Below are 16,411 nucleotides of genomic sequence, written 5' to 3'. Positions count from 1 at the left end.
GGACATGAGCGACACGGCCGCGATCGAGCTCGTCGGCGTACACAAGGAATTCCTCTCCCACGGCGAGAAGGTGCCGGCCGTCCGCGCACTGGACCTCGCCGTCGGCACCGGCGAGTTCTTCTCCCTGCTCGGGCCGTCCGGCTGCGGGAAGACCACCACGATGCGGATGATCGCCGGGTTCGAGGAGCCGACCGGCGGCACCGTGTTCCTCGACGGCCGGGACGTCACCGGGGTCGCGCCCAACAAGCGCGACGTCAACATGGTGTTCCAGTCGTACGCGCTGTTCCCGCACCTCACGGCGTACCAGAACGTGGCTTTCGGTCTGGAGCGCAAGAAGGTCGCCAAGGCCGAGATCCGGCGCCGGGTCGGCGAGATGCTCGAGATCGTCTCGCTGACCGGCATGGAGAAACGATCCCCGCGCGAGATGTCCGGCGGGCAGCAGCAGCGGGTCGCGCTGGCCCGGGCCCTGGTCAACGGGCCACGCGCACTGCTGCTGGACGAGCCGCTGGGTGCGCTCGACCTCAAACTGCGCCAGCAGATGCAGATCGAGCTCAAGCGCATCCAGCGCGAGGTCGGCATCACGTTCGTCTACGTCACGCACGACCAGGGAGAGGCGCTGACCATGTCGGACCGCATCGCGGTGATGGAGGGCGGGCGCATCGACCAGCTCGGCACGCCCCGGGAGATCTACGAGAAGCCGGCGACCCGGTTCGTGGCCGGGTTCATCGGCACCTCCAACATCCTCGACGGCACGGTCTCCTCGGTCACCGGCGGCATCGCGGTGCTGGAGTTCGGGCCGGGCGAGAAGGTGCTCGTGCCCGCCGCGGTCAGCGCCGGGACCACCCTGGAGATCTCGGTGCGGCCCGAGAAGATCGACTTGAGCCGCGACGAACCCACCACCACGGACTGCAGCGTGCTCACCGGCGTCGTCACCGAGGTCGTCTACCACGGCACGTCCACGAACTACACGGTCCGGACGTCCGCCGGGGCCGACCTGGTGGTCTTCGACCAGAACGCGTACTCGGCCGAGGACCTGGCCGGAGCCGGCGACCGCGTGTTCCTCACCTGGAGCCCGCAGCACTCGTACCCGATCGGAGTCTGATGAGAGACCGTCGCGATTTTCTGAGGCTGGCCGGGATGGCCGGCATGGGTATGGCGCTCGCCGCCTGCGGGGTCAAGGGCAAGGGCTCCCCCGGTGCCAGCGCGCCGGCCGCCGACGAGGTGGCGAAGTTCTGGGCCGGCAGGACCGGCACCGGCAAGCTGAACTTCGCCAACTGGCCGCTGTACATGGACCCCGGGCACCCCGAGCTGAAGAAGTTCACCGCCGCGACCGGGGTGCAGGTCAAGTACGAAGAGGTCATCCAGGAGATGGGGCCCTGGTTCGCCAAGGTGCAGCCGCAGCTCGCCGCCAAGCAGGACATCGGCTACGACCTGATGGTCATCACCAACGGCATCCAGTTCAAGCAGTTCAAGGACTCCGGCTTCCTCGCGCCGCTCGACCTCACGAAACTGCCGAACTACCAGGCCAACGCCGACCCCGCGTACGCGAAGGAGGCGTTCGACCCCGGCAACGTGTACTCGGTGCCGTGGACGTCGGGCATCACCGGCATCGCGTACGACGAGAAGAAGACCGGGCGGCCGATCACGAAACTGGCCGACCTCTGGGACCCCGCGTTCAAGGGCAAGGTCGGGATGTTCTCCGACACCCAGGAGCTCGGCAATTTCGGCATGATGGCGGCCGGCATCAACCCGGACACGTCCACGGCCGCCGACTGGAAGACGGCCGCCGGCAAGCTCAAGGACCAGAAGACCCAGGGCATCCTGCGCAACTACTACGACCAGAGCTACATCGACGCGCTCGGCAAGGGCGAGGTGTGGCTCACCCAGGCGTGGTCCGGCGACGTCTTCCAGAAGAACGTGTCCGACGGTACGGACTTCAAGTTCGTGATCCCCGAGGAGGGCGGCACGATCTGGACGGACAACTTCGCCATCCCGGTCACCGCCACGAACCCGGTCGACGCGCTCAAGCTCATGGACTTCTTCTACGAGGTCGCGAACGCGGCGACACTGGCCGAGTACATCAACTACGTCTGCCCGGTGCCCGCCGCGAAGGCCGAGATCAAGGACAAGACGATCGCGGACAGCCCGCTGGTGTTCCCCGGGCCCGACGACTACGCCCGGCTGCACTATTACCGTGACTTCGCCACCGCCGCCGAGCAGCAGGAGTTCCAGAGCATCTTCGAACCCGTCGTGCTGAGCTGAGAGCCGTGCGCCGCCGACTCGCGCCGTACCTGCTGGTCCTGCCCGGCGGGCTCTGGCTGCTGCTGTTCTTCGTCGTCCCGATGGTCACGATGCTGTCGCTGTCGCTGCAGGAGGGCGACATCGTCAACGGGTACGTCCTGACCGGTCACTGGCAGACCTACACCGACGCGATCGTCAACTACCGCACCCAGATCGTGCGCTCGCTGATCTACGGAGCCGTCGCGACGGTGCTGCTCATCGCCGCGGCGTTCCCGGTCGCGTACTGGATCGCGTTCCACGGCGGGCGGCGCAAGGCCTCGTACCTCTTCCTGCTGCTCCTGCCGTTCTTCGTCTCGTTCGTCCTGCGCACGATCTCGTGGCGTTACATCCTCACCGACGAGGGCATCCTGCTCGGGCCGCTCAAGGACGCCGGGCTGCTCGCGGACAGCTTCCACCTGCTCGGCACCCCGGTCGCGGTCATCCTCGGCCTGGTCTACAACTTCCTGCCGTTCATGGTGCTGCCCATCTACGTCGCCCTGGAACGCATCGACCCGCGGGTGGTCGAGGCCGCCCGCGACCTGTACGCGTCCCCCCTGCTCGCCTTCCGCACGGTCGTCTTCCCGCTGGCGCTGCCCGGGGTCTTCGCGGGCGTCCTGATGACGTTCGTGCCGGCCAGCTCCGACTACGTCAACTCGGCGGTGCTGGGCAGCTCCTCGACCACGATGATCGGCCAGGTCATCCAGTCGCAGTACCTGGTCAGCTCGAACTACCCCACCGCCTCGGCGCTGTCGTTCACCCTGATGGCGGTCCTGCTCGTCGGGGTCTTCGCCTACGCCCGGGCGCTGGGCACCGAGGACGTCATGAAGGTGGCCGCCCGATGAGGATCCTGCGCGTGTACACCTGGGCGATCATCGCGTGGCTGACCCTGCCGGTCCTGGTCATGATCGTCTTCGGGTTCAACGACACCCCGGGCCGGTACAACCAGACCTGGGACGGCTTCACCCTGAAATGGTACGGCCGGGTGTTCGCCCTCGACGAGCTCACCCGGGCACTGGTGGTATCCCTGGTCATCGCGCTGCTGACGATGCTGATCGCGGGCGCGCTCGGCACCGGCATCGGCTACGCGCTGGGCCGCTACCGGTTCCGCGGCTCCGGCACGGTCAACCTCATCATGTTCGCCACCATGTCGTCACCCGAACTGGTCATGGGCGCGTCGCTGCTCACGCTGTTCGTCTCGCTCGGCGTGGGCCTGGGCACGGTGACGATCACCATCGCGCACGTGATGTTCTCCATCTCGTTCGTCGCGGTGGTGGTCCGGGCCCGGGTGCTCACCCTGGACCGGTCCATCGAGGAAGCCGCCCTGGACCTCGGCGCCACCGCCTGGACCACGTTCTGGAAGATCACGTTCCCGTTGATCCTGCCCGCGGTGGCCTCCGGCATGCTGCTGGCGTTCGCCCTGTCGATCGACGACTTCGTCGTCACCAACTTCACCGCCGGCACCACCACCACGTTCCCGCTCTGGATCTGGGGCGCGACCCGGGTCGGGCTGCCCCCTCAGGTCAACGTGATGGGCACGCTGATCTTCCTGGCCGGGGTCCTCATCGCGGTCGGCACCAGCATCCGGGCCAGGCCCCGCCGTGCTCGCTGACGCCGCCCCGGTCCCCTACTGGCTCCAGCAACCCGGCGCCCCGGCCCCGGCCGACCCGCTGCTGAGCGCGCAGACCGCCGACCTCGCGGTGGTCGGCGCCGGCTACAGCGGCCTGTGGACGGCGCTGCTCGCCAAGGAACGCGACCCCGGCCGCGACGTGGTCGTCATCGAGGCCGGGACAGCCGGCTGGGCGGCATCGGGACGCAACGGCGGCTTCTGCGCGGCGAGCCTCACCCACGGCTTCGACAACGGGGCCAGCCGCTTCCCCGGCGAGATCGACACCCTGGAACGGCTCGGCCGCGAGAACCTCGACGCCATCGCGGCCGCCGTCGCACGCTACGACATCGACTGCGACTTCTCCCGTACGGGCGAACTGCACGTCGCCACGGCCCCCTGGCAACTCGACGCGTTGCGCGAGACCGGCCTGCCCCTGCTGGACCGCGCCGAGGTCCGCGCGGAACTGAACTCCCCCACGTACCTCGGCGGCGTCTGGGACCGCACCGGCTGCGCCATGGTCGACCCGGCCCGCCTGGTCTGGGGCCTGCGAGCGGCCTGTCTGTCCCTGGGCGTGCGCTTCTTCGAGAACACCCGCGTCGACCGGATCGAGGCGCTGCCGGCCAAACTGCGCCTGCACACGCTGCGCGGCCGGGTGGACGCGCCCCGGGTGGCGCTGGCCACCGGGGCACACACCAGCCTGCTGCGCCGGCTGCGGCACTACGTGATCCCGGTCTACGACTACGCGCTGATGACGGAGCCGCTGTCCGCGCCGCAGCTCGCGTCCATCGGCTGGCGGCACCGGCAGGGCGTCGGCGACTCCGCCAACCAGTTCCACTACTACCGCCTGACGTCGGACAACCGCATCCTCTGGGGCGGCTACGACGCCGTCTACTACCGCGGCGGCCGGCTGTCGTCGGACCACGACCAGCGGGAGGCGACGTTCACCCTCCTCGCCCGGCACTTCACGGACACGTTCCCGCAGCTGGCCGACGTCCGCTTCACCCACAAATGGGGCGGCGTCATCGACACGTGCAGCCGCTTCAGCTCCTTCTTCGGTACGGCCTACGGCGGCCGGCTCGCGTACGCGACCGGCTATACCGGCCTGGGGGTCGGGGCGACCCGCTTCGGTGCCGACGTGATGCTGGACCTGCTGTCGGGCCGGCGCACCGAGCTCACGTCGCTGGAGCTGGTCCGTACCAAACCGGTCCCTTTCCCCCCGGAACCGGTCCGCACCGGCGTGATCCAGCTGACCCGCTGGTCCATCGCCCAGGCCGACCGCCACGACGGCCGCCGCAACCTCTGGCTGCGCACCCTCGACCGGGTCGGCCTCGGCTTCGACTCCTGAGACCCGCTCCGGGACGACCGGACCGGAGCTGACACCCGGTGGGCCCGGCGCGGGGCCGCAGCGCAAGAATGGCCGGGTGGATGTCGATCTCGCGGTGATCGGGTGCGGGGGCGCCGGGTCGCTGGTGCTGGCCGCGCTGCAGCGCCGTGGTGTGCGGGGGCTCAGGATCGCGGTGATCGATCCGCAGGAGCACCGGGACCGCACGTGGGCGTTCTGGACCGGGGCCGAGGACGAGCTCGATCCGGTCCTGGAGAGCTCGTGGGCGAGCGTGGACCTGGTCGGGGTCGAGCGGCGACGCCGGCTCGCGCTGGCACCGATGCGCTATGCGATGGTGCGGTCGGCACCGGTTTTCGCACTGGCGGTCCAGGCTCGAGAGCGGCTGGGGGCGCGACTGGTGACCTCGGTGGTGTCGGGGCTGGTCGATGACGGGTCCGGCGTCGCGGTGCTGGACGGGGACGGGAAGCGGATCGTGCGGGCACGGTGGGCGCTGGATTCCCGGCCCGCGGCGCCGGCCCGCCCCGGCCGTACCTCATGGTTACAGCATTTCCGGGGGTGGTGGGTCGAGTCGCCGACGGCGGTGTTCGACCCGTCCGCGGCGGTGCTGATGGACTTCCGCACGCCCCAGCCGGCCCGCGGGGTGTCGTTCGGGTATGTGCTGCCGACGAGTGCCACCTCCGCGCTCGTCGAGTACACCGAGTTCTCCGCCGCGACCTTGACCGACACTGCGTACGACGCGGCGCTGCGGGCGTACCTCACCGTGCTGGGGATATCCGGTCTGTCGGTACACGAGGTGGAGAACGGTGCCATCCCGATGACCGACGCGCCGTTCATCCTGCGACCGTCGGCGCGGGTGGTCCGGCTCGGCACCGCCGGTGGTGCCACCCGGGCGTCGACCGGGTACACGTTCTCGGCGATGCGCCGGCAGGCGGACCAGATCGCCGGCGCGCTGGTCCGGGGCAAGGCGCCGGTGCCCCGGGCGCCGTACCCGCGGCGGCACCGGTGGATGGACGCGGTCGCGTTGCGGGCCTGGGACACCGGCCTGGTCGAGGCCCCGGAGTTCTACGAACGCCTGTTCGCCGCCAACCCGAGCGACCGGGTGCTGCGCTTCCTCGACGGTCTGACCACGCCGCTCGAGGAGGTGGCCCTGATGGCGTCCACGCCCCTGGCCGCCATGACCCGCGCGGCCGCCGGGGACGCGCTGGCCCGGGTCCGGCGCGGGCCGATGACCGGACCCGGGTGAACTTGAGGCGCCGGGATACGTTGACCATCGTGAGTACGTCCACACGGGACGTCCGAACGGGGGAGATGTCTTTGTCTTACCGCAGAATTCTGGGTGCCGTCATCGCGGCGGTCACCACCGCCGTGCTCGTGCCGACCGCGGCGGACGCCTCGGCCTCCACCACCCGGTACGTGGCGCTCGGTGACTCGTACGCCTCCGGGGTCGGCGCACCGCCGTACCTGGACGCGGAGTGCCTGCGCAGCGACAACGCGTACCCGTCGCTGCTGGCCGCCGGCAAGCCGTTCACGTTCGCCGCGTGCAGCGGCGCGACGACCGCCGACCTGCTGGCGAACCAGCTGGGCGGCCTGAACCGGCGCACGAAGCTGGTGACCGTCACCATCGGCGGCAACGACCTCGGCTTCGGCAACGGTGTGCGCACCTGCCTGCTCGGCACCGACGCCGACTGCCTCGCGGTGGTCGCCGCCGCGAAGCAGTTCTCGGCGGAGGTCCTGCCGGGCCGGCTCGACAGCGTGTACCGCACGGTCAAGCACCGGGCGCCGCACGCCACGCTGGTCGTCACCGGCTACGCGCGCTTCTTCGAACCCACCGAGGTGTGCGCGACCGTGCCGATGAGCCTGACCAAGCGGGTCGCGCTCAACGAGGCGGTGGACACGCTGGACGCGACCATCGCCCGCCGGGCGAGGAGGGCCGGGGCCCGTTTCGCCGACGTCCGCCCGGCCTTCGCGGGCCACGGACTGTGCGGCGCGGACCCGTGGATCACCGGACCGGCCGACCCGGCCGCGTTCCACCCGACCGCCGCGGGTCACCGCGACGGTTACCTGCCCAGCGTGCGCAAGGCCCTGACCGGCCGCCACTGATCCGGTGCACCCGGCCTCATCGCCTCCCGCGTTGGGGCCGGGTGTCAGCTGGCCGCCGCCTCGTCATCGTTCACGGGCACGTGCCGAGTCCCATGCCGCCCCGGTACTCCGGCGCCACGTAGACCTCGGAGAGGAACCCGGACCGTCCGTCGGGAAACACCACCCGATACCACAACACAGACCGGATCCGGCCGGGATTGTCCTGGACCGGGACCGAGTCGGCGTTGTAGTTGACCATCGGCTCACCGTCGGTCCGGCAGGTGACGGCCACAACGGCCCCCGAGTCCAGTTCGGTTCCGCGCACCTTGCAACCTCTGGCCGCGCAGAATGACTCGGTCCGACCGGAAAGGTAAGCCGGGCCGGAGGGATCCTCGAGCAGGTCAGCGGGGCCGACCGCGATCTTGTTCTGGACGACCAGAGCGGCGATCGGGCGCACGACCGGGTGAACGACCGGGTCCCGGTGGAAGCTTGCCAGGGTCATCGCGGTGAGGGTCCCGGTGAGTGCTGCGGTCACGATCACCAGCAGCACGGGCCATCGCCATCGCCATCGTTTGGCGTCGCCGCTGACCGCCGTCAACAGGTTGGGCGCCTGCGGCGTATTCCGCAGGCGGGCCCGCTCCCATGATGGGCGGAGCAGTTCGGGGTCGGCTCCACACACATCGACGAACGCCTCCACGGTGTCCCATTTCGGGACATGCTTGCCGGCCACCGCGTCGCTCATGGCAGTCTTCGAAACCCTGCCCCGGGCCAGAGAGGCCATCTTCGCGAAGCCCGGATCGCCGGCCGAGCGCCGCAGCGCCCGAAGTTCGTCCGCGAGCGCCCGGGCCGGCGTCAAGGTGTCATCGACGGGTCGTTCGTCCAGAGACATGTCGCGCCTTCCCGGCATGGCTTGATCCGTCATTGCGCTGACGGCGTCCGTCGTCGTCCGTCGTCATCCGTCGTCGTCCGTCGGCCGCGTCCACCAGGGGATATCGGTGTTGAGCTGAGCGTAACGACGGGATCACCGTCGTTGCGTTTGCCACTCGACTCGAAGGAGTGAGCCTCATGGTCGATCACGTAGGGGCCGCCGTCGCGGCCCTGCCCGTCAGCCTGGTCCTGCTCTCCGGCGCGGCGCCGGCGGACGCTGCCGCGCAGACCACCGCACCCCATGCGGACGTCGTGACGGTGGCGGCGGCCGACGCCGTGTCAGCCGCGGACCAGGCAGTGGATTGGGCGAAACAGCGGCTCGGCACCGACAGCTACCACAACATGTGCGCCGACTTCGCCCGCGATGCTTGGCTGCTGAGCTCGGGCATTGACATCGGTGCGGGCTACACCAGTGCGAACGACTGGGCCGAGAGCCATCGTGGGCAGCTCCAGACGGAAGGAACCCCGCCGGCCGGATCGACCGTCTGGTGGTACGGCGAGGGTGACTACCCGGACGGTCATGCGGCAATCAGCCTCGGCGACGGCACCGCGGTGTCGACGGCCGAGCGGACCTACACCGATGTCCACGTGATGTCGATCGTGGAACGTAACGAGACCAAGCCATACGCGGGCTGGTACCTGCCGGCCTGACCGCACTCACCAAGGGGGATCACATGAACGCACGCCGAGTCATCAACGGGATCGCCGCGTTGACCGTCGGCCTGCTAGCCAGTTCGGTTCCAGGCCCGGCGCCGGCGCAGGCAGCCGGGAACTACTGGGTGTACATCTCGGCGCCCACATGGCAGGGGAACTGCCCGCAAGGCGGTTCGGTGAAGTACATGTGGGCGATGATCTCTGATTCCTGGTCCGGCGGCGACGCCGGGGACGACCTTGTCTACGGCCGGGCGTACGCGAACGTCACGCAGGATGTGGTCACGCAGCCGACCTGCTACAACGGCAGTCGTTCCTACGTCGGACCTGCAACGTCGCACAGCATCAGACCCACCCGCAACGGCCAGACGTGGTGGATGGGCCCCTCCGGGGTTTCGCACAACTGAGCACAACCGCGTCAACGGGGGTCGGCACCAGCCGGCCCCCGTCCGTACGCCCCGGGGACCAAGAGCTATACGGCGCCGCCGGTCAGCTCGACCGAGTGGACGCGGTCGGTGACGTTCTGGGCGTGGTGGGCGGTGATCAGTTCGTCGGCGCCCGCCTCCTTGGCGAACGTCTCCAGGTAGTCGCGGACCTCGTCGGCGGTGCCGACCGCGGTGTACTTCGTCATCGCCGCGAGGTTGCGGCCGCTCGGGGACGCCAGGAACTCGTCGATCTCGGCGTCGGTGAGGTTGCGGCCGAGCGGGCCCCGGGTCAGGAACGAGCGGGTACGCGCGCGGTAGGACGCGGTCATCTGGGCCACCGCCTCGTCGTGGGTGTCGGCGGCGATCACGTTGACGCCGGCGATCACGTGCGGCTCGGCGAGCTGGGCCGACGGCTGGAACGTGGCCCGGTAGACCTCGACCGCCTGGTGCAGGGCGTCCGGGGCGAAGTGGGAGGCGAACGCGTAGGGCAGGCCGAGCTGGGCCGCGAGCTGGGCGCCGAACAGCGAGGACCCGAGGATGTACAGCGGGACCGGGGCGTCGGCGCGGGGCACCGCCTGGATGCCGGGGATGCGGGAGTGGCCGCTGAGGTATCCCTGCAGCTCGAGGACGTCCTGCGGGAACGTGTCGGCGGAGGAGTTGTCGCGGCGCAGGGCGCGCATGGTGGCCTGGTCGCTGCCGGGGGCGCGGCCCAGGCCGAGGTCGATCCGGTCCGGGAACATGGTGGCGAGCGTGCCGAACTGCTCGGCGATCACCAGGGGTGAGTGGTTGGGCAGCATGATGCCGCCGGCGCCGAGCCGGATCGTGTCGGTGTGCGCCGCTACGTACCCGATGACCACGCTGGTCGCGGACGACGCGATCGAGGCCATGTTGTGGTGTTCGGCATACCAGACGCGGCGGTAACCGGCGTGCTCGGCGGCGCGGGCGAGCTGGACGCTGGCCTCGAAGCTCTCTTTCGCGGTCTGCCCGGAGGAGATCGGTGCGAGGTCGAGGAGGGAAAGAGGAGTCGCCATAGCCCTATCGTCCCCCCGTCGCCCCGCCCGGCGAAGGCGTGCCGGAAGAGGAGACCGGGCTCACGTCGGCGGGTCTCAGCGATAGTGCAACGGTGGACGACGGGCTAGGCTCGGGTCCTTGATGCAGACTCTGCGCTCCGTTCCCATCACCGCGCGTCCAGTCGAGGGCGATGCCGCCGATGCGCCGGCGAGTTATGTGGCGTGGGCGCCGCAGGGCCGGCGGCTCGCCGTTCCGGCCGGGCCCGGCGCGATCCAGCTCGTGGACACCGACACCGACACCGCCGCGTCCGGTCCCACCGTGGACGGCCTCGTCAATCAGGTGGCCTGGTCGCCGTCCGGGACCCGGCTGGCCGCGGCCGGCGGGGACGACGGCGTCTTCGTGTGGGAGCCGGGCCGCCCGTTACGCGCCCATGACGACTGGGTCGGCGCGATCGCGTGGTCGCCGACCGGGTCCCGGCTGGCGTCCGGGGCACGCGACCACCGGGCGATGATCTGGGAGCCGGGCGCCGACCGGCCGCGGCACGTCCTGACCGGCCACACCGGCGAGGTCACCGCCGTGTCCTGGGCGGCCGACGGCTACACGCTGGCGACCGGCTCGGCCGACGCCACCGTGCGGCTCTGGTCCGACGGCCGGTGCCTGCGGACGTGGCAGCACCCCGGACCCGTACGCGGCATCGCCTGGTCCCCGGACGGCCGGGTGCTGGCCGCGGCGACCGGCACCCACGTCGCGTTCCACCCGGCCGCGGACCGGCCCGCGCTGACCGGTCACACCGGCCCGGTGCACGAGGTCTCCTGGTCCCCCGACGGCCGGCACCTGGGCACCACGTCGGCCGACGGCACGGTGCGGCTGTGGGACGCGGCCGGCCGGACCCCGCTCGCGGTCCTCGACGTGGACGACGGCCGGCCGGCGTTCGCGTTCCACCCGGCGCTCGACCGCATCGCGGTCTGGACCCGCCGGGCCGGCCTCTCCCTCTGGGACTTCAGCCCGGCCTGAGCCGTCAGCGGCGGCGTTCCCAGAGGTCGCGCAGGGCGGTACCGCGCAGGGCCGCGTTGATGCCGAGCCAGCGGACCGGTTCCGGTTCCCAGGACCGGGAGCGGTGCCCGACCCAGGGCAGCGTCGTACGGTCCGTCAGGTTTCCGGAGATCAGGTCGGCGAGGGTGCGCCCGCCGAGGTTGGCCGCCGCGACCCCGTCGCCGATGTAGCCGCCGGAGGTGGCCAGGCCGTCGCGCAGGCCGACCGAGGGCATCCAGTCGCGCGGGACGGCGAGCGGGCCGCCCCAGGAGTCGGTGATCTCCGGGTCGATGCCGAACATGCCGGTCAGCGTGCGGCGCAGGGCCGCGAAGACCGCCGGATCCCGGTCGTACGACGCGTGCACCCGGGATCCGAAATGGTAGGGCGCGCCCCGTCCGCCGAACGCGAGCCGGTCGTCGGCGGTGCGCTGGCCGTACACGATGAGGTGTCTCTCGTCGCTGAAGGTCTCGCGCCGCGCCAGGCCGATCCGCTCCCAGGTCGCGGCGTCGAGCGGGGCCGTGGCGATCATGAGGGAGTAGACCGGGGCGAGCGCGCGGCGATGGCCCGGCAGGGTGGCGGTGTAGCCCTCGAGGGCACGCACGATCATCGACGCGCGGACCGTGCCGCGGTCGGTGACGACCGCACCGCGCGCGATGCCCAGGACCCGGGTGCCCTCGTGGATTGTCACCCCGCGTCGTTCGGCGGCGGCCGCGAGGCCACGGACCAGCTTCGCGGGGTGTACGGCCGCGCAGTCCGCGCTGTACGTCCCGCCGAGCACGTCCGTGGCACCGCACATGGCCGACGCCGTGGCGGCGTCGACGAAGTCCGGGGAGGTCTCGGCGCGCCGCAGCTGGGCCCGCGTCCGGGCCAGGGTGATCGTGCCGCCCTTGGCGTAGTCGCAGTCGATCCCCTCGGCCGCGGCGACCCGGCCGACCTCGTCGACCGCGTCCGCGAGCGCGCCGGTCATGGCCAGCGCGTGGTCCGTACCGTAGCGGCGTTCGAGCTTGTCGAACGCGACCGGGAACAGCCCGGAGCACCAGCCGCCGTTGCGCCCGGACGCGCCGAAGCCGCAGAACTCCCTCTCCAGCACCACGATGCGCAGGTGCGGCGCGGCGGCGGCCAGATAGTAGGCGGTCCACAGCCCGGTGTAGCCGCCCCCGACGATCGCCACGTCGGCGGTGCTGTCGCCGGGCAGCGCGGGCCGCCGGGCGATCGGGGGCAGGGACCGCAGCCAGAAGCTCAGATCCTGGTCCATGCCTCGCTCAGCACGTCGCGCAGGATCTGCTCGATCTCGACGAAGTGGCCCTCCTCGCAGATCAGCGGCGGGGCGAGCTGGATCACCGGGTCACCGCGGTCGTCGGCGCGGCAGTACAGCCCGGCGTCGAACAGCGCCTGGGACAGGAAGCCGCGCAGCAGCCGGTCGGACTCGGCCTCGTCGAACGTCTCCTTGGTGGCCTTGTCCTTGACCAGCTCGATGCCGAAGAAGTAGCCGTCACCGCGCACGTCGCCGACGATCGGAAGATCCCGGAGCCGATCGAGGTACGACCGGAAGACGCCGGTCTGGGCGCGGACGTGACCGTTCAGGTCCTCGCGTTCGAAGATGTCGAGGTTCGTCAGCGCCACCGCGGAGGCCACCGGGTGCCCGCCGAACGTGATGCCGTGCGCGAACGTCGCGGTGCCGGTGAGGAACGGTTCGACCAGGCGCTCCGACGCGATCATCGCGCCCATCGGCACGTACCCGGAGGTGAGGCCTTTCGCGCAGGTGATGATGTCGGGCTGGTACCCGTACCGCTGCGATCCGAAGTACTCGCCGAGCCGGCCGAACGCGCAGATGACCTCGTCGGAGACGAGCAGCACGTCGTAACGGTCGCAGATCTCGCGGACCCGCTGGAAGTAACCGGGCGGCGGCGGGAAACAGCCGCCGGCGTTCTGCACCGGTTCGAGGTAGACACAGGCCACGGTCTCGGGGCCCTCGAACTCGATGGCCTCGGCGATCCGGTCGGCGGCCCAGATCCCGAACTGTTCCTCGCTCATCGACTCGTCGGGGCGCCGGTAGTAGTTGGTGTTCGGCACGCGCATGGTGCTGGGCACGAGCGGCTCGAACTGCTGTTTGAGCGCGGGCAGGCCGGTGATCGACAGCGCGCCCATGGTGGTGCCGTGGTAGGCGACCGCGCGGGAGATCGCCTTGGTCTTCATCGGCTTGCCGGTCAGCTTGAAGTAGTTACGGGCCAGCTTCCAGGCGCTCTCCACCGCCTCGGACCCGCCGGTGGTGAAGAAGACCCGGTTGAGGTCGCCCGGCGCGAGCGACGCGAGACGTTCGGCGAGCTCGATCGCGGCCGGGTGCGCATACGACCACACCGGGAAGTACGCCAGCTCGGCGGCCTGCTTGGCGGCGGCCTCGGCCAGCTCGGTGCGACCGTGCCCGGTCTGCACCACGAACAGCCCGGAGAGCCCGTCCAGATAGCGTTTCCCGTGCTGGTCGTAGATGTACGGACCGGAGCCGCGCACGATGACCGGCACCTCCCCGGCATCGGGGCCGGCATAGGAGGAGAGCCTCGTGAAGTGCATCCAGAGGTGGTCGCGTGCCGCGGCTGACAGGTCCTGACTCATCTGGTTCCCCATGCGTAGGTCTGTTTCGCGAGCTTGAGATACATGAAGGTCTCGGTGGCGGAGACCCCCTCGACAGCCCGGATCTTGTCGTTGAGCAGTTCGAGCAGGTGCGCGTCGTCGGTGCAGACGAGCTCGACGAGCATGTCGTAGCCGCCGGCGCAGATCACCACGTAGTCGACCTCCGGGATCGCGGCGAGCTCGTCGGCCACCCGGCGCATGTCGCCGAGCACCTTGACCCCGACCATCGCCTGCCGGGCGAAGCCGAGCGTCAACGGGTCGGTGACCGCGACGATCTGCATCAGACCGCCGTCGAGAAGGCGCTGCACCCGCTGGCGCACCGCGGCCTCGGACAGCCCGATGGTCTTGGCGAGCGTCGCATAGGACATCCGTCCGTCCCGCTGCAGGTGCTCGATGATCTGCTTGTTGACGCTGTCCAGCGCTTGGTCCGTCACGCCAGGATTGTTCCATCCCCTCCCGCCCCGCCGTGCACATACGTTTATCGCAGCTTCTCGCGCTCTTGACAAGTGTTTCCGTCGCCACAACGCTCTCAAAACAAGGTTTCGGTTTTCGACCAAGGGACGACCATGCGCATCCTCACCATCGGCGCGGGCGGCGTGGGCACCGCGGCGGCCGGCATCGCCGCCCGCCGCGACTTCTTCGACCGGTTCGTCGTCGCCGACCACGACCCGGCCCGGGCCCGGGCGGCCGCGAACCACGACGACCGCTTCGTGGCCGAGCGGATCGACGCCTCCTCAGCGGACCAGGTCACCGCCCTCTGCCGCAAGCACGCAGTCACGCACGTCCTGAACGCGGTCGACCCCCGCTTCGTCATGCCCGTCTTCGAGGGCGCCCTCGCCGCCGGAGCCGGCTACCTCGACATGGCCATGTCCATGTCGGACGCGTCGACCGGGGTCCGGCTCGGCGACGCCCAGTTCGCCCGGCAGGACGCCTGGTCGGCGGCGGGCGGACTGGCCCTGGTCGGCATGGGCGTGGAACCGGGCCTGTCGGACGTGTTCGCGCGCTACGCGGCCGACCACCTGTTCTCCACCATCGACGAGATCGGCATCCGGGACGGCGGCAACCTGGTCGTCGACGGCCACCCGTTCGCCCCGTCGTTCTCCATCTGGACCACCATCGAGGAATGCCTCAACCCGCCCGTCGTCTACGAACGCGACCGGGGCTGGTTCACCACCGAGCCGTTCAGCGAACCGGAGACGTTCGACTTCCCCGCGGGGATCGGGCCGGTCGAATGCGTCAACGTCGAACACGAGGAGGTGCTGCTCATCCCCCGCTGGGTGGACGCCGGCCGGGTCACGTTCAAGTACGGCCTGGGCAAGGAGTTCATCGACGTGCTCAAGACCCTGCGCACGCTGGGCCTGGACCGCACCCAGCCGGTCGACGTCGGCGGCACCATGGTGTCACCGCGCGACCTGGTGGCCGCGGTGCTGCCCGACCCGGCCACGCTCGGCGACCGGATGACCGGAGCCACCTGCGCGGGCACGCTGGTGTCCGGCCTGGACAAACAGGGCCGGCCGAGCACGGTCTACCTCTACCACGTGGTGGACAACCGGTGGTCCATGACGGAGTACGGCTCCCAGGCGGTGGTCTGGCAGACCGCGGTCAACCCGGTGGTCGCGCTGGAACTGCTCGCCGCCGGCGCCTGGTCGGGAACCGGGGTCCTCGGCCCGGAGGCGTTCGACGCGGTGCCGTTCCTGGACCTGCTGACCGCGTACGGCTCCCCCTGGGCGATGCGCACCCGGTAGCGATAGTGTCCACGGTGCGGTCCGCCGGACCGCTGCCCCGGCCCCCGGCAGATGGATGGACGACCCCTGCCGAGGTGACACCGTGAAACCCGAATCACCCTCGGGATTCGACATCGTCGTGCTCGCCGATCCCGGCGCGCCGTCGGCGCTGGTCTGCCTTTCCGGCGAGATCGACCTGGCAGCGTCCGTCATGCTGAGCAGCGTCGCGGCGCACCTGTCCGCCATCGCGCCGACCACCGTGGTCATCGACCTGGCCGGCGTCACCTTCGCCTGCTCCGCCCTGCCGAATTTTCTGGCCCGCCTGCGAGCATCCCTGCCGGCCGGCTCCACGATGCACCTCTGCCGGCCCACGCACCCCATCCACGTCGTGCTCCGGGTGACCGACATGGGGCAGATCGCCACGCTGCGCGCGGATCTGCCGTTCACAACGCCCGCCTGCCCTTGCTCGCCGGGCTCCGGCGCCGGCCGGTGACCGGGGCCGGACAGATCGATCGCGCCTGTCCGGGCGTCAGATGAGCGATCCACCGTCGTCGGGCTCGTGTGCCGTACGACCGGTCCCGGGGTACGGCGGGTCGGGACGAGCAGGGTGACGCGGGTCCCGGATTCGCGGACCGCGGTCAGCATGGGCGGCGGAACCGGCCCCCGAACCCCAGGGGGAGCGCTCCGGGCGGGGATGTCGGAGCCC

The 16,411-nt window shown here is 70.6% G+C and carries 17 protein-coding genes; 12 read left to right on the top strand and 5 right to left on the bottom strand.

Features of this window, described 5'->3' with window-relative positions; genetic code table 11:
• Positions 1-4 precede the first annotated feature (4 nt).
• The 7 genes from ACIA6A_RS35995 to ACIA6A_RS35965 all read left to right on the top strand — a co-directional run bounded on the left by ACIA6A_RS35995 (position 5) and on the right by ACIA6A_RS35965 (position 7,328).
• Complete coding sequence (locus tag ACIA6A_RS35995) at positions 5-1,102, top strand: ABC transporter ATP-binding protein (RefSeq protein ID WP_396102501.1); 1,098 nt, start codon at positions 5-7, stop codon at positions 1,100-1,102.
• The gene (locus ACIA6A_RS35990) at positions 1,102-2,262 is read left to right on the top strand and encodes an extracellular solute-binding protein (protein WP_396102500.1); all 1,161 of its coding nucleotides are present in this window, start codon (positions 1,102-1,104) and stop codon (positions 2,260-2,262) included. Before ACIA6A_RS35995 ends, ACIA6A_RS35990 begins: the two co-directional genes overlap by 1 nt.
• Positions 2,263-2,267: 5 nt before the next feature.
• Positions 2,268-3,122: an ABC transporter permease gene (locus ACIA6A_RS35985; RefSeq protein WP_396102499.1), complete on the top strand. Its 855-nt coding sequence runs from the start codon at positions 2,268-2,270 to the stop codon at positions 3,120-3,122.
• Positions 3,119-3,889, top strand: a complete 771-nt coding sequence (locus ACIA6A_RS35980; RefSeq protein ID WP_396102498.1) for an ABC transporter permease — start codon at positions 3,119-3,121, stop codon at positions 3,887-3,889. The genes ACIA6A_RS35985 and ACIA6A_RS35980 overlap by 4 nt, the downstream gene beginning before the upstream one ends.
• On the top strand, positions 3,879-5,231 hold the full coding sequence (locus ACIA6A_RS35975) for an NAD(P)/FAD-dependent oxidoreductase (RefSeq protein ID WP_396102497.1): 1,353 nt from the start codon (positions 3,879-3,881) through the stop codon (positions 5,229-5,231). Before ACIA6A_RS35980 ends, ACIA6A_RS35975 begins: the two co-directional genes overlap by 11 nt.
• A 76-nt stretch (positions 5,232-5,307) precedes the next feature.
• Complete coding sequence (locus ACIA6A_RS35970) at positions 5,308-6,471, top strand: lycopene cyclase family protein (RefSeq protein ID WP_396102496.1); 1,164 nt, start codon at positions 5,308-5,310, stop codon at positions 6,469-6,471.
• A gap of 71 nt (positions 6,472-6,542) precedes the next feature.
• A complete protein-coding gene (locus tag ACIA6A_RS35965; protein WP_396102495.1) occupies positions 6,543-7,328 on the top strand; it encodes an SGNH/GDSL hydrolase family protein in 786 nt (261 codons plus the stop codon).
• A gap of 70 nt (positions 7,329-7,398) precedes the next feature.
• Here the strand turns inward: ACIA6A_RS35965 and ACIA6A_RS35960 are convergent, their stop codons facing one another.
• Positions 7,399-8,196: a helix-turn-helix domain-containing protein gene (locus ACIA6A_RS35960; RefSeq protein WP_396102494.1), complete on the bottom strand. Its 798-nt coding sequence runs from the start codon at positions 8,194-8,196 to the stop codon at positions 7,399-7,401.
• 176 nt (positions 8,197-8,372) lie between these two features.
• On the opposite strand from ACIA6A_RS35960, the gene ACIA6A_RS35955 reads away from it, so the two are divergent.
• The gene (locus ACIA6A_RS35955; RefSeq protein WP_396102492.1) at positions 8,373-8,885 is read left to right on the top strand and encodes a CHAP domain-containing protein; all 513 of its coding nucleotides are present in this window, start codon (positions 8,373-8,375) and stop codon (positions 8,883-8,885) included.
• A 23-nt stretch (positions 8,886-8,908) separates the two neighbouring features.
• Positions 8,909-9,292, top strand: a complete 384-nt coding sequence (locus ACIA6A_RS35950) for a hypothetical protein (protein WP_396102491.1) — start codon at positions 8,909-8,911, stop codon at positions 9,290-9,292.
• A gap of 65 nt (positions 9,293-9,357) precedes the next feature.
• Here the strand turns inward: ACIA6A_RS35950 and ACIA6A_RS35945 are convergent, their stop codons facing one another.
• The gene (locus ACIA6A_RS35945) at positions 9,358-10,341 is read right to left on the bottom strand and encodes an LLM class flavin-dependent oxidoreductase (RefSeq protein ID WP_396102490.1); all 984 of its coding nucleotides are present in this window, start codon (positions 10,339-10,341) and stop codon (positions 9,358-9,360) included.
• Between the two features lie 121 nt (positions 10,342-10,462).
• Here ACIA6A_RS35945 and ACIA6A_RS35940 point away from each other — a divergent pair, with 121 nt between their 5' ends.
• Positions 10,463-11,335, top strand: coding sequence for a WD40 repeat domain-containing protein (locus ACIA6A_RS35940; protein WP_396102489.1), 873 nt, complete (start codon positions 10,463-10,465; stop codon positions 11,333-11,335).
• Positions 11,336-11,339: 4 nt separating this feature from the next.
• Here the strand turns inward: ACIA6A_RS35940 and ACIA6A_RS35935 are convergent, their stop codons facing one another.
• Genes ACIA6A_RS35935 through ACIA6A_RS35925 form a run of 3 tightly spaced genes read right to left on the bottom strand, consistent with a single transcriptional unit; the run spans position 11,340 to position 14,400 of the window.
• Entirely contained in the window at positions 11,340-12,608 is a 1,269-nt protein-coding gene (locus tag ACIA6A_RS35935; RefSeq protein ID WP_396102488.1) for an NAD(P)/FAD-dependent oxidoreductase, read from the bottom strand.
• Positions 12,593-13,963: an aspartate aminotransferase family protein gene (locus ACIA6A_RS35930; RefSeq protein ID WP_396102487.1), complete on the bottom strand. Its 1,371-nt coding sequence runs from the start codon at positions 13,961-13,963 to the stop codon at positions 12,593-12,595. Before ACIA6A_RS35930 ends, ACIA6A_RS35935 begins: the two co-directional genes overlap by 16 nt.
• Positions 13,960-14,400, bottom strand: coding sequence for an Lrp/AsnC family transcriptional regulator (locus tag ACIA6A_RS35925; RefSeq protein WP_396102688.1), 441 nt, complete (start codon positions 14,398-14,400; stop codon positions 13,960-13,962). Before ACIA6A_RS35925 ends, ACIA6A_RS35930 begins: the two co-directional genes overlap by 4 nt.
• Before the next feature lie 147 nt (positions 14,401-14,547).
• Between ACIA6A_RS35925 and ACIA6A_RS35920 the strand changes: the two genes are divergently transcribed.
• Both ACIA6A_RS35920 and ACIA6A_RS35915 read left to right on the top strand, forming a co-directional pair.
• The gene (locus tag ACIA6A_RS35920) at positions 14,548-15,726 is read left to right on the top strand and encodes a saccharopine dehydrogenase family protein (RefSeq protein ID WP_396102486.1); all 1,179 of its coding nucleotides are present in this window, start codon (positions 14,548-14,550) and stop codon (positions 15,724-15,726) included.
• Between the two features lie 82 nt (positions 15,727-15,808).
• Complete coding sequence (locus ACIA6A_RS35915; RefSeq protein ID WP_396102485.1) at positions 15,809-16,198, top strand: STAS domain-containing protein; 390 nt, start codon at positions 15,809-15,811, stop codon at positions 16,196-16,198.
• The last annotated feature ends 213 nt before the right edge of the window (positions 16,199-16,411 follow it).

The organism is Actinoplanes sp. NPDC051494 (genome assembly GCF_044454705.1).
In the GTDB taxonomy this organism is placed as follows: domain Bacteria; phylum Actinomycetota; class Actinomycetes; order Mycobacteriales; family Micromonosporaceae; genus Actinoplanes.
The sequence above is the reverse complement of the archived record's forward strand: the minus strand, read 5'-3'. Positions and strand labels throughout refer to the sequence as shown.